Consider the following 12,202-nt stretch of genomic DNA (forward strand, 5'->3'; position numbering starts at 1 on the left):
GCCTGACGCGTCAACGCGCGCGGCTGTCGCGCCCGACGCTAGCGCCGGCCGCCCCCCATCCCTCCGCCGGGTCCGCCGAAGCCGCCACCACCCATTCCACCGCCAGGCCCCATTGGCCCGCCGGGCGGTCCCATGCCGCCAGGTCCTGACGGAGCGCCGGGGCCCGAAGGCACCGGGCCCGGGCCGGGTCCGGGCGCAGAACCGGTCCCGGGGGCACCAGGCGCAGGCTGGCCGCCGGCCGGCGGCCTGCCGCTTCCGGGATTCAGGATCGAGCTGCCCGGGGCGCGGCCCGGCGCGCCGGGGTTTCGTCCAGGTGACGGCATCGGCGATCCCGGGAATTGGCCGACCGCTTGCGCGGAATCGATCTGCAGGCCGCGCGAGCGATCGAATGCGCCGCTGACCACCATGCGGGCTTCGCCCGCCGCCGGCCCGAAGCGCGATCCGTCGTGGGCCACGAGCCCGGAGCCAAACTGCAGGTTCGAGCCCACCCGCTGCACATAGGCCTCGATCGACAGCCGGTTCGCGCCGACGAGATCGGAGAAGTCGTCGATGCGGGTGCGCGCCGCCTGCATCACCCCCCGGCTCGTGCTGCCTTCGATCTGCACGCGTTGGCCGACGAGCAAGGGATCCACGCCGCTCAGCTTCAACCCGCCGATGTGCAAGCCGTCCGGGCCACGCTCGACCAGACCAGTGACCCGCGCGGATGCACCGCGCCGTTGCTCGACGAGGCTTGCGACGATCACGCCGTCGGTGCGGCGCAGGCCGTGCACGGCAACCTCGGTGCCTGCGCGGCGCCAGCTCTCCTTGCCGCTCGACAGCACCTTCTGGCCCAGCACGGTCAGCTCGTTGCCCTTCACCGCTTCGATCGGGCCGGAGACTTCGCTCGCAATGGTGATGCTGCGGGTGGCAAGCGTGCCGTCGGCCTGCCGCATCGCGACGACGCGCGCGAGCTGGCCGATGCGCAAGGCCCTGGCGCTGGCCGCCTCGCCGTCGATGCGGACGGGCACGTCGCTCGCATAGGTGATGCGCTCGCCGTTGACGTAGATGCTGCCGAAGCGCTGGATCACACCGACGATGCCGGTGCCGCCGATGCCATGATCGTCGCCGCGCGAGATTCCGGTGCCGCCGATGCCCTGGTCGGTGCCGCGCTTGACCTGCGCGCGGGCAATGGCCGTTCCGGCGAGCCAAAAGCCCGTCAGCAGCAGACGGCGTGAGACGAGCGGCGTCCGGCGGCTCATGACGAACTGCCTTCGTGCCCGTCGCTATCGTCGTCGGCATCTTCGGAATAAATGTAGATGCCGAAATTCCAGCGGGCGTCGCCGCCCTTGTCCTTGGCAAGCGCGCGGTTCGCCTCGCGGTTGGCGGTCTTCAGCGCGTCCATGGCAAGCTCGCGCGAGCGCGCCTCGAGGCGCCTCGCAAGCTTCGGCGAGATATTGTTGTAGTGCACGGCGCGCTCGAGGAAACGCGGCGCTGGCCCCGACACGTTCTGGGCGGCGGCCGCGATATGGTCATGCAAATTGCGACCGAGATAGTGCCATTTGCTGTCGTCCTCGCCGGATGGGACGAAGGCCGCCTCCACCAGCTCGATCTCGTCGTCGCCGTTGATGGTGACGAGCTTGCGGTCGAGCCATTCGTCGAGCACCGCGCGCGGTCGCACGTCCTTGGTGACGGAGGCGACGAGCTGCTCGAATGACGGCGCCTCGCCCTCGGCGGTGCGCGGCAGTGCCAGCGGCTCCCCCTTCGCATCGGTGAATTCGGGCGCGGCGAGCCACCGCGCGATCACCGCGCTCGTCAGCGAGACCGCCGCCGGCGCCTCGTGCACCGGCGCGCCGGCGCCGCGCAGCCGTGCCACCTCCTTGCGGTGGATTCCCGTGAGCAGGCTGACGCGACTGTCGGTCTGCTCCTTTCCTTCCAGCGCGAAATCGTGCTCGGCGACGTTGATGAAGAGCTCGCGCAGGAGCTGCGCCAGGGCCGGGAACGTCATGCCGCTGCGGATGCACAGCCGCACCAATGGCCGCAGCAGCCGCGCCAGCGGCGCGTGCAGCTTGGCGGCGGCGTTCGGCTGCGGCGCCGCTGCCTTGGTCCCGGGCTTGGCATTCATGTCTGAATTGTAGCGATGCAATCCGTGGGACACAATCCCACTTTTTCCTACTAGCCGATTGACGTGGTAAATTTTCCCACATATACGAGACGCCACTGAGGGCGCGACTTGAAGGGACTTTGACCATGGCCGACCGCTTGGCCCGCATTTCCAGCTCACCGCGTGCCGTTCCGCTTCTCCAGCACGGTCATCGCGATCGGGTCGAGCCGCCGCTGCTGGCGCTCGTGCGGGTCGTGATTTTCATGTCGTTGGTGGCCGCGCCGTTCGTCGCAGCGCTTCTCGCAGGTTGATCGCCATCATGAACCCCACCAGCGAAACCGCGCGCCGCCCGTCGGTGCTGCACATCTTCAAGATTTACTATCCCGACCTGTTCGGCGGCACGCTCACGGTGATCCGCGACATCTGCGCCAGCCTGAAGGACCGCTTCGACTCCGCCGTGCTGGTCTGCTCGCAATCGGCCAAGCGCCACGAGGTCGTTGGCGACGTCGAGGTCGAGCGCGTGCGCTCGTTCGGCAATTTGCTGTCGCTGCCGGCCGCCCCGGCCTACCCCTGGCGGCTGTGGCGCCGCATCGCAGACCATGACCTGCTCGCGCTTCACGCGCCCTTCCCGCTCGCCGACCTCGTCTTCGCCCTCGGCTTCGGCCGCAAGCGGCCGCTGGTCGTGCACTGGCACGCCGACATCGTCACCCATGCCGGCCTGCGCTGGTTCGTCCAGCCCCTGATGCGGCGGACGCTACGGCACGCCAAAGCCATCATCGTGTCCGACCGCGTGCTGGTCGAGAACACGCCGCTGCTCCGTGAATTCGAAGACAAATGCCATGTCGTGCCGTTCGGCATCGACACCACGACCTACGACTGGCCGAAGATCGAGCCGCACCACGTCAACGATCGCGGCCGCCTCGTACTCGCCTGCGGCCGCCTCGTTCCCTACAAGGGGTTCGACGTCCTAATCCGCGCCGCCGTCAACCGAACGTTCGAGGTCTGGATCATCGGCGAAGGCGTCGAGCGGCCGCGGCTCGAGCAACTGATCCGGGAGCTTGGCGTCGGCGACCGTGTCCGCCTGCTCGGCTCGGTGAATGACTGCGAGCGCATCAAGCTGATGTGCATGTCCGACGTCTTCGTGATGCCGTCGGTGACCAATGCCGAGACCTTCGGCCTCGCCCAATTGGAGGCCATGGCCGCCGGCCGCCCCGTCGTCAACACGGCGCTGGATACCGCAGTGCCCCACGTCGCACGTCATGGCAGGGAGGCGATCACGGTGCCGCCCGGCGATGCCGAGAAGCTCGGTGACGCCATCGACACGCTGATCCGCGATCCCGAGCGCCGCCGCCGCATGGGCCTGTCGGCGCGGACGCGGGCCGTGACCCGGTATTCCGCCACGTCCTTCAAGGAGGGCATGGAAGCCGTCTATCGCGACGCGATCGGCGCGCCGTGCAATCAGGCGGCGCCTGCGGCGGGGTGGCTGGATTCGGTCCGGATCGCGGCGGCGCTGGCCTGGTCCGACATGCGCCACCGCTATGTGCGCTCGCTGTTCGGTCCGTTCTGGATGTCGCTGCAGATGGCAATCGTGGTCGGGGTGCTGGGTTCGGTCATCGGCCAGATGTCCAATGCCGGCGTGCTGGCACGGCTGCCCATGCTCGCGTTGTCGATGACGGCATGGACCTTCCTCAACGGCGTCGTGCTCGACGCGACTACGGCCCTGCAGGGCTCGGCAAGCCTGATCCGCGATCGCGCGCTGCCGCCGGTGATCTTCCTGCTGCAATGCACGTTCCGCCAGGCGCTGTTCGCACTGCATAACGCCTGCGTCCCGCTCATCCTTTGGCTCGTCCTGACCCCGCGCAACGTCTCCGGCGCGCTCGAAGCGGTGCCCGGTTTGCTCCTGTTCATTGTCTGCACGTTTGCGCTCAGTCTCGTCCTCGGCGCGATGGCGACGCGCTATCGCGACCTCAAGCCGATTATCGAATCGACGCTGATGCTGGCCTTCCTGTCCTCGCCGGTGATCTGGTCGTCCGACATGATCAGTCACCGCTCGACGGTGATGCGGCTCAATCCGCTGACGCATCTGTTCGCGGTCTGGCGCGAGCCGCTCGTGGGCGGTCACGTCGATACGACCAGCATCGTCTATGTCCTGGTCGCGCTGGCGCTGCTGAGCCTTGCGAGCGCACTGACGCTGGTTCAACTGCGCAAAGCCGCTTTCTGGATCTGATGCATGGTCTCGATCAGCCTGCGCAACGTCTGTCTCGACTATCCGCTCTACGGCGCCTACGACTACTCGCTGAAGCGGCGGCTGCTCGGCCGCCTCATCCGCGAGCCGGGCGAGATGCGGATCATCCGCGCCGTCGACAACGTCTCGATCGAGGCGGAAGCGGGCAGCCGCATCGGCCTCGCCGGCCCCAACGGCTCCGGCAAGTCGACGCTGCTGCGCCTCATCGCTGGCGTCTATCCGCCGAGCAGCGGCAGCGTCGCGATCAAGGGCAACGTCGTCCCCCTGCTTGGCCTCAACGCCGGCGTCAACCTGGATTTCGTGGCGGAGGACAACATCGCTCTCTTGCTCCGGATCAGCGGACGCAAGCCGAGCCGCGCGGTGATCGACGAGATCTGGGCGTTCACCGAGCTTGAGGAGCGCATGCAACGCCTGCCCCTGCGCATGTTCTCCTCGGGCATGCTGATGCGCGTCCTGTTCGCGACCGCCACTGCCTTTCCGGCCGACATCCTCCTGCTCGACGAGTGGCTGAGCGTGGTCGACGAACATTTCGCCGAAAAGGCGCAGAGGCGACTCCTCAACCTGGTCTCGCAGGCCGCCATCGTGATCATCGCCTCGCACGACCAGCCGCTGCTGCAGCGCACGTGCACCAGAATCATCAATCTCGATCATGGCCGTATTGCCTCGACCGTCGCCGTCGAGCCGACGTCCGGGTCCAATTTTGAGCTCCGCGAGAAGCGCGCATGAAGCAGAATATCCTTGTCGTCTCCGAAGCGCTCGGCGAGCCGAACCACAAGCGCGGCATCTTTCACTTCACGCGCGAGCTGATGCGCTCGCTCGCGGCCGAGGGCCACGAGCTCACGCTGCTCGTTGAAACCACGCGGCGCTACCGCAAGCTGCGCCGGCGCGAGCAGCGCACACGGCTGTTTCCGGCGCGGTCGCACAATATCGAGCTGCTCGCCCTCTATCGCTTCCTCGACGAGGTCAACATGAGCGAGCCGGTCGCGCGGGGCGGCCTGCGGCGCACGCTCGACTGGCTCAGGCATCGCCTCACCATGTCGGTATCGTGGGAATACACGGCCTGCTTCCTGCGCGCGATCGGCATGCGGGCCTTGCGCGCGCGGCTGATCGAGAACCGGACCGCGGCGCTCGAATACATCCCGCCGGACCTGCGCCACCTCGAATTGTTCCGCGACTTCCAGCTCGAGCCCGGGTTCTACAGCTACCAGGACTCCTCGGCCTTCTTCCTGCTGCCGCCGCCCCGGATCGATGCGCGCAACTATGACGTCATCGTGGTGGACACGCCGACCCGCGTCGCGATCAGGCGCAGGCCGGAGGCCAAAGTGATCTGTGTCGTCCACGACCTGTTGCCGCTGACCGACCTCAAGCTGAGCGACGTCGCAACGCGGCTGTTCCTGTCGCGGCTCCTCACCAGCCTGCGTCAGGCCGACGAGCTCGCCTTCGTCTCAAACTACAGCATGATGCGGTTCAGGGAACTGTTGCCGCAATTTGCGCACCTACCGGCGCGGGTGGTGTATCCCCGCACCCGGTTCGACGCCCCGGATGTCCTGCACCTGCCAGCCCCGTCGGGGCGTCCGGGGCGGCCGAGCTTTGTCGTGATCGTCTCGAACGAGCCGCGCAAGAACGTCGCCACCGTCATTCGCGCCTTCCGCAACGTGCCTCAAGCCGATCTGGTGGTGATCGGCTATGCCGGTCATATCAGCCGGATGCGCAACCTTCCGCCGAACGTCCGCTTCGCCGGTTATGTCGACGAGCACGAAAAGGCCGCCCTGATCGCCGAGGCGCACGGCCTGATCATGCCGAGCTTCGCGGAAGGCTTTGGCGTGCCGATCATCGAGGCGCTGGCTGCGAACACGCCGGTGCTGTGCTCCGATATCGCCGTGTTCCGCGAGGTCGCAGGCGACCTCGCGGACTATTTCGATCCATTCTCGACCGAGTCGATTGCCGCCTCCGTGATCCGCATGCTGGCACGGCAGGAGGAATGTCGCGGCAAGATCCGGGCACAGCGCAGCGAGCTTGCAGAGCGCTTCGGCTACCAGACCCAGGCCCGCGACTTCCTCGGCCAGTACGTGCCCGCGGAGAGCCTTATGGCGGCGCAATAGGTCCCTCGCCATGACCGCCGAATCCGCGGCACGGACTGACCCTGCCGATTCATGGCCATGGCGCAGCCGATGGCGGGCCTGGCGCAGCCCGGACGCGCTGATCCGGACCGCCGACCTGCTCGCCGCCATGATCGCGGCCTCGCTCCCATGGTCGACCACGGCGCCGTCGATCTTTGTCGGGCTCTGGCTGCTCGCGGTGACGCCGAGCATCGGCTGGCGCGATTACGCGCGCAGTCTCGCCGAGCCGGCACTTGCCCTGCCCTTTGCGATCCTGCTGCTCGCCCTCGTCGGCATCCTGTGGTCGGACGGCGCATGGGCGGACCGGCTGCATGCAATCAAGCCTGTGGCGAAACTCGTGCTGATCCCGCCACTGCTCTATCACTTCAGGCGATCGGAGCACGGGATGTGGGTGTGCGTCGCCTTTCTTGTCTCCTGCGCCCTGCTTGCGGTCTTCTCCTGGATCGTGCTGCTCCATCCCGCCTGGAAGATCAGCGCGACCGCATCGGCCGGCGTACCCGTCAAGAACTACATCGACCAGAGCCAGGAGTTCACGCTGTGCGCCTTTGCGCTCGCGTTGCCCGCGCTGAGATTCTGGCGGGCGCGGCAAGTCGGAGCGACGATCGCCTGCCTGGCGCTGATCCTGCTGTTCGTCACCAACATGGTGTTCGTCGCGTCAGCGCGCACGGCGCTGCTCTGCATCGTGGTGCTGCTCGGGCTGTTCGCCTGGCGCCATCTGAGCCGGCGGGCAGCCCTATTCCTGCTCACTGGCGCCGTTGCCGCGAGCGCGCTCGCCTGGACGGCATCGCCCTATCTGCGCCAGCGCATCACCGACATTTCAGTCGAATATCAGCACGGCCATGAGGACATCAGCCACGCCTCGACCGCCCAACGCCTGACCTATTGGCGCAAGTCAGCCCTCGCCTTCACCGAAGCGCCGCTGCTCGGGCATGGCACAGGCTCGATCAAGCGGCAGTTCGAGCGCGCCGCCACAGGCCGAAGTGACCTCGACGTCGAGATCGTGAACAACCCGCACAACCAGACGCTCAATGTCGCCGTGCAGTGGGGCCTGGTTGGCGTCGCCCTGCTCTACGCGATGTGGCTCACCCATCTTCGCCTGTTCGCAGACGAAGAGCTTGCGGCCTGGATCGGCCTTGTCGTCGTCGTGCAGAACATCGCGAGCTCGCTCCTGAACTCGCATCTGTTCGATTTCCACGAGGGCTGGATGTATGTCCTCGGGGTCGGCGTTGCCGGCGGCATGGCGCTGCGCGCGAGAACGCCGGCCGGCGATGACTACTGGCTGCGCTCGTGGCCAACCTCGCCGGTGATGACGTCGCCGAACAGCTCCCAGGCCTGACCGTTGAAGCGCATCAACTGCATCTGCTCGATCGGGAAATAATCGTCGGGCGAGGTGTTGACCATGATACCGGGCAGCATCAGATCGGTGTGGAAGTTTTTCAGGTTGGCAGCCTGCTTCATGACGTTCTCGCGCGTAAGATTATCGCCGCATTGTTTCAGGACCTGCGCCATCGCTTCGGCCTGCACATAGCCGTAGATGTTGTTAGCGTTGGCCTTGTCGCCCTCGGGATAATATTTGTCCATGAATTCACGCCATTTCACCACGGCGAGGTCTTTGTCCCAGGTCGGATCGGTTGGGTCTTTCAGATAGACGGTCGAGATGATGTCCTTGGCATATTCGAGACCGGCGGGCTTCAGCACTGATGCAACCGATGTCGCGGTGTTGGCGAGGAAGAATTTGGGCTTCCAGCCGAGCTCGCCGACCTTCCGGATCGCCTGCGCCGAGCCCTTTGGGGCGGCCCAGGAGAAGAAGATATCGGCACCGGAATCGTGCAAGGCCACGATCTGCGAGTCGATCGAGGGATCGCTCACCTCGTAGGACTGGTCGGCGATGATCATGCTGGCCTTGTCGCCGAGCCCGTCCTTCAGGCCCTTGAACTGGTCCTTGCCGGCATCGTCGTTCTGCCAGAACACTGCGATCTTGCCGTTCGGGAAGTGATCGCGAATGTATTTTGCGTAGATCCGCCCCTCGCTCTGGTAGTTCGGCTGGAAGCCCATGGTCCATGGGAAATTCTTCGGGTCCCCGAACTTGGTGCCGCCGGAGGCGACGAAGAGCTGCGGCACTTTCTTCGCGTTCATGTATTTCATGATCGCGGAATTCGAGGGCGTGCCGAGCGGCTGGAAGATCAACAAGACCTCGTCGCTCTCGACAAGCTTGCGTGCCTGCTCGATTGCCTTTGGCGGCGAATACGCATCGTCATAGCTGATGAAATTGATCTTGCGGCCGTTGATGCCGCCCTGATCGTTGATCATCCGGAAGAACGCGGCCTCGGTCTTGCCGATCACGCCATAGGAGGACGCGGGCCCGCTATAGGGCATGATGTTGCCGATCTTGATTTCGGCGTCGGTGGCGCCGGGGTCGTATTTCTTTTGCGCCGAGGCCGGTGAGGCGGCCAACATTCCCGCAGCAATGAGCGTGGCGAGGGCAGCAAGGCTGTTGCGACGACCCGGCATCGTTCTCTCCCCTATTTGTAGTCTTGTTTTGCAGGAAGTGTCGCAAGCAGGCCTGCGGCTGGCAAGCCTCTCCATTTTCCGCGACATGAAACGGCTCGCCGAAATCGGGAACCTACGCAGCGCGCCGCGGCAAACCCGGCACGCGCCCGTCTATCACGAGCAATGCGCTGCCGATGACCATCGCACCTGCGATTTCTCGCGCTGAGATTGGCTCGCCGAGCACCAGCCATCCCAGAAGAATGGCGGTCACAGGGATGAGCGGCGTCACCAGCATGACATTGGTCGCGCCCGAGCGGCGCAGGATCTGAAAGAAAACGATGTAGGCCAATGCCGTCGAAAGACCCGCAAGACCAAGCACCGCAAGCCACGTCGCCACACCCGGCAGCGGCAGCCGCCATGGCTTCTCGATCGCGCCGACGACAATCGCCATCAAAAACGTCGAGGCCATGAGTTGAAACGTTGCCGTCCCGAGCGGAGGCGAGTCCTTCAACAATCGCCGCGCCGCCAGCGCCGCGAGGCCATAGCTGAAGGCGCCGCCAAGGCAGAGTAGGATGCCAAGTGCCTGCCCCGCTCTCGCGTCGGCGCCCCATCCTCTCAGGACAATCACGCCGACGAGCCCCAGCGCGACGCCGGCTACGCGACGCATCTGCAACATCTCTTCGCCCGCAGCCGCCATCACGATCACCGTGAACAGCGGCGTCGTGGCATTGAGGATCGACGCCAGACCGCTCGGAATGAAGGTCTGACCGAGCACGATCAGCGAGAACGGCGCGACGTTGTTGAGCAGTCCGATCGCAAGGAATGCTCGCCAGCCGGCAAAGCCGTTGGGAAATGCGATCCCCTGCGCGCGCAGCAGCGGCAGCAGAATGATCGCGCCAAGAGCGACGCGCAGGAACACCAATGTCAAAGCCGGCAGTTCGCGCAGCGCCGCCCCATTGAAGAAGAACGAGCCGCCCCAGAGGACCGAGAGCACGCAAAGCAGCGACCAATCTCGCGCATCGATCCGGTTGTCGTTGAGCGGCATGGCGTCTCACATGGGCGGCCGAACCTGCCGCTTAGTCGGCCGCCACCGAGATTTCCACCCGATTTCCGAAACGAGCACCGCCAACGAGGCGTTCAGGACCCATGTCAGCTCAACCGGCTAGGAAGTGTTCCTCTTCTTCGGCCTCGACACGAGCTCGATCATCCTGCCTTCATCGTCGTCCGGCATCGCGGCTTTGGCTCGCGCGTAGGACTCGACCGCGGCGCGCGCGACGAGCGGCTTGTCGGCCAGCAAGGTCTCGGCAAGCTTCACGGCATAGGCGGCATCCTTGTGCCGCAGCGCCGATGTAAAAGTTGCGCCGCTGAAGTCGCGGGCGACCATCCGCTTGGAGTGGCGCTGCACCTGGGGACTGGCGGCAACGCCGGCCTGGATCGACTCCAGCACCAGGTTCATGTCGAGCCCGGCCTGCTCGGCAATCGCAAGCCCCTCGGCAAGCCCTGCGATCTGGATCGCGCCCATCAGATTGTTGATGAGCTTGTAGACCGTGCCGGAGCCGACTGCGCCGAAATGGCGGATGGTCGAACCGATCGGCTCCAGATAAGGCCGCGCGCGATCGAGATCGGCGGGGTCGGCCCCGACCAAAAGTGTCAGCTTTCCGCTAGCTGCCGCATCCGGCAATCCGGTGACCGGGCAATCGATGTAGGTGAGGCCGCGGCCGTTCAGCTCGCGGGCCATCTCGCGCGCATGATCATAGGAGACCGTGGAGCATTCGATCGCGATCGTTCCGGCCTTTGCGGTCTTGGCCGCGCCCTTGAGCCCGAGCCAGACCGCACGCGAGGCTTCGTCGTCCGCGACCATGGTGACGACGGCGTCGGCATCGATCGCGGCGTCCTCCGGCGAGGTCGCCCAAAGCGCACCACGCGCGATCAGGTCTTCGGCTTTGGCCTTGCTGCGATTCCACAGCGTCACCGTGAAGCCGGCATCGAGATATCGGCCGGCCATGCCGTGGCCCATCCGCCCCAATCCGATGAAGGCGACGCGGGCCATGATCAGTCCACGTCCTCGATCTCGCCGGTCGTGGTGCCGAAGGCGCGCTGCGCCAGCGTCGCAGCCATGAACTCGTCGAGGTCGCCGCCGAGCACGCCTGACGTGTCGGAGGTCTGCACGCCCGTGCGCAGGTCCTTCACCATCTGGTAGGGCTGCAGCACGTAGGAGCGGATCTGATGGCCCCAGCCGATATCGGTCTTGGCGGCCTGGTCTGCGGCGGCCTTCTCCTCGCGCTTCTTCAGCTCGCTCTCGTAAAGCCGCGCGCGCAGCATGTCCCAGGCCTGCGCCCGGTTCTTGTGCTGGGAGCGGCCGGCCTGGCAGACCACCGCGATGCCGCTCGGAATATGCGTCAGTCGCACCGCGGATTCGGTCTTGTTGACGTGCTGGCCGCCGGCACCGCCCGAACGCATGGTGTCGACGCGGACATCCGATTCCTTGATGTCGATCTTGATGCTGTCGTCGATGACCGGGAAAACCTGCACGCTCGAGAACGAGGTGTGCCGGCGTGCGTTGGAATCGAACGGCGAGATGCGGACCAGCCGGTGCACGCCGGCCTCCGTCTTCAACCAGCCGTAGGCGTTGTGGCCGGAGACCTGGATGGTCGCCGACTTGATGCCGGCCTCTTCGCCGTCGGACTCCTCCAACACCTCGACCTTGAAGCCGTGGGTTTCGGCCCAGCGTGTGTACATGCGCAGCAGCATCTGCGCCCAGTCCTGGCTCTCGGTGCCACCGGCGCCGGCATGGACCTCGAGATAGGAATCGAAGCGATCGGCCTCGCCGGACAGCAACGCTTCGAGCTCGCGCCGTGCGACTTCCTTCTTCAGGTTCTTGAGCGCAGCTTCCGCTTCGGCGACGACGCCCTCATCGCCCTCGGCCTCGCCGAGTTCGATCATGCCGACGTCGTCCTCGAGCTCCTGCTCGACTTTGCCGATACCCGACAGCGCATCCTCGAGCGAGGTGCGTTCCTGCATCAGCTTCTGGGCCTTCTGGGGATCGTTCCAGAGGTTGGGATCTTCAGCGAGCTTGTTCAGCTCAGCAAGGCGCGCCGTCGATTTCTCGACGTCAAAGATGCCTCCTCAGCAGCCCGACTGACTGCTTGATCTCTTCTACCAACCGTTCGATTTCGGCGCGCATGTCGTTCTCTGATCTCGCGGAATTGTTCCCGCGTGCAATTGCAATGGGGATGTAGCGGCGGCGGCTGCAAAGCGCAACCGCCG

General features: G+C 65.7%; 11 protein-coding genes. 5 read left to right on the forward strand and 6 right to left on the reverse strand.

Annotated elements, in window-relative coordinates; all coding sequences use genetic code 11:
* Nucleotides 1–38: 38 nt before the first annotated feature.
* On the reverse strand, nt 39–1,238 hold the full coding sequence (locus MTX21_RS07145; protein ID WP_280964114.1) for a DUF5666 domain-containing protein: 1,200 nt from the start codon (nt 1,236–1,238) through the stop codon (nt 39–41).
* Nucleotides 1,235–2,101, reverse strand: coding sequence for a DUF6502 family protein (locus MTX21_RS07150; RefSeq protein ID WP_280964115.1), 867 nt, complete (start codon nt 2,099–2,101; stop codon nt 1,235–1,237). The genes MTX21_RS07145 and MTX21_RS07150 overlap by 4 nt, the downstream gene beginning before the upstream one ends.
* A 125-nt stretch (nt 2,102–2,226) precedes the next feature.
* Between MTX21_RS07150 and MTX21_RS07155 the strand changes: the two genes are divergently transcribed.
* The 5 genes from MTX21_RS07155 to MTX21_RS07175 are packed head-to-tail and all read left to right on the forward strand — an operon-like array spanning nt 2,227 to nt 7,781.
* Nucleotides 2,227–2,391: a hypothetical protein gene (locus MTX21_RS07155; RefSeq protein ID WP_280964116.1), complete on the forward strand. Its 165-nt coding sequence runs from the start codon at nt 2,227–2,229 to the stop codon at nt 2,389–2,391.
* Nucleotides 2,392–2,399: 8 nt separating this feature from the next.
* A complete protein-coding gene (locus tag MTX21_RS07160; protein WP_280964117.1) occupies nt 2,400–4,307 on the forward strand; it encodes a glycosyltransferase in 1,908 nt (635 codons plus the stop codon).
* A gap of 3 nt (nt 4,308–4,310) precedes the next feature.
* Nucleotides 4,311–5,051: an ABC transporter ATP-binding protein gene (locus tag MTX21_RS07165; RefSeq protein ID WP_280964118.1), complete on the forward strand. Its 741-nt coding sequence runs from the start codon at nt 4,311–4,313 to the stop codon at nt 5,049–5,051.
* Entirely contained in the window at nt 5,048–6,427 is a 1,380-nt protein-coding gene (locus MTX21_RS07170; RefSeq protein WP_280964119.1) for a glycosyltransferase family 1 protein, read from the forward strand. The genes MTX21_RS07165 and MTX21_RS07170 overlap by 4 nt, the downstream gene beginning before the upstream one ends.
* Nucleotides 6,428–6,437: 10 nt before the next feature.
* Nucleotides 6,438–7,781 carry an O-antigen ligase family protein gene (locus MTX21_RS07175; protein WP_280964120.1) on the forward strand — a complete coding sequence of 448 codons (1,344 nt, stop codon included), beginning with the start codon at nt 6,438–6,440 and terminating at the stop codon, nt 7,779–7,781.
* Here the strand turns inward: MTX21_RS07175 and MTX21_RS07180 are convergent.
* From MTX21_RS07180 to prfB, 4 genes are all read right to left on the reverse strand, one after another.
* Entirely contained in the window at nt 7,718–8,956 is a 1,239-nt protein-coding gene (locus MTX21_RS07180) for an ABC transporter substrate-binding protein (RefSeq protein ID WP_280964121.1), read from the reverse strand. The two genes, MTX21_RS07175 and MTX21_RS07180, sit on opposite strands and share 64 nt — an antisense overlap.
* 112 nt (nt 8,957–9,068) lie before the next feature.
* Nucleotides 9,069–9,980, reverse strand: a complete 912-nt coding sequence (locus MTX21_RS07185) for a DMT family transporter (protein ID WP_280964122.1) — start codon at nt 9,978–9,980, stop codon at nt 9,069–9,071.
* A gap of 117 nt (nt 9,981–10,097) precedes the next feature.
* A complete protein-coding gene (locus MTX21_RS07190; protein ID WP_280964123.1) occupies nt 10,098–10,985 on the reverse strand; it encodes an NAD(P)-dependent oxidoreductase in 888 nt (295 codons plus the stop codon).
* A gap of 2 nt (nt 10,986–10,987) precedes the next feature.
* Nucleotides 10,988–12,119 (reverse strand): peptide chain release factor 2 gene (gene prfB, locus MTX21_RS07195; protein ID WP_280964124.1). Its coding sequence is split into 2 segments (ribosomal slippage): nt 10,988–12,049 and nt 12,051–12,119, totalling 1,131 coding nucleotides; the frame shifts between segments, so codons are not numbered across the junction.
* Between the last annotated feature and the right edge of the window lie 83 nt (nt 12,120–12,202).

The sequence above is a fragment of the Bradyrhizobium sp. ISRA430 genome, assembly GCF_029909975.1.
In the GTDB taxonomy this organism is placed as follows: domain Bacteria; phylum Pseudomonadota; class Alphaproteobacteria; order Rhizobiales; family Xanthobacteraceae; genus Bradyrhizobium.

What these genes read in the sequence shown, in the direction of transcription:
- MTX21_RS07185 (WP_280964122.1), bottom strand. Translation starts at nt 9,980, where the DNA reads ATGCCGCTCAACGACAACCGGATCGATGCGCGAGATTGGTCGCTGCTT.
- MTX21_RS07180 (WP_280964121.1), bottom strand. Translation starts at nt 8,956, where the DNA reads ATGCCGGGTCGTCGCAACAGCCTTGCTGCCCTCGCCACGCTCATTGCT.
- MTX21_RS07145 (WP_280964114.1), bottom strand. Translation starts at nt 1,238, where the DNA reads ATGAGCCGCCGGACGCCGCTCGTCTCACGCCGTCTGCTGCTGACGGGC.
- MTX21_RS07155 (WP_280964116.1), top strand. Translation starts at nt 2,227, where the DNA reads ATGGCCGACCGCTTGGCCCGCATTTCCAGCTCACCGCGTGCCGTTCCG.
- MTX21_RS07165 (WP_280964118.1), top strand. Translation starts at nt 4,311, where the DNA reads ATGGTCTCGATCAGCCTGCGCAACGTCTGTCTCGACTATCCGCTCTAC.
- MTX21_RS07160 (WP_280964117.1), top strand. Translation starts at nt 2,400, where the DNA reads ATGAACCCCACCAGCGAAACCGCGCGCCGCCCGTCGGTGCTGCACATC.
- MTX21_RS07150 (WP_280964115.1), bottom strand. Translation starts at nt 2,101, where the DNA reads ATGAATGCCAAGCCCGGGACCAAGGCAGCGGCGCCGCAGCCGAACGCC.
- MTX21_RS07190 (WP_280964123.1), bottom strand. Translation starts at nt 10,985, where the DNA reads ATGGCCCGCGTCGCCTTCATCGGATTGGGGCGGATGGGCCACGGCATG.
- MTX21_RS07170 (WP_280964119.1), top strand. Translation starts at nt 5,048, where the DNA reads ATGAAGCAGAATATCCTTGTCGTCTCCGAAGCGCTCGGCGAGCCGAAC.
- MTX21_RS07175 (WP_280964120.1), top strand. Translation starts at nt 6,438, where the DNA reads ATGACCGCCGAATCCGCGGCACGGACTGACCCTGCCGATTCATGGCCA.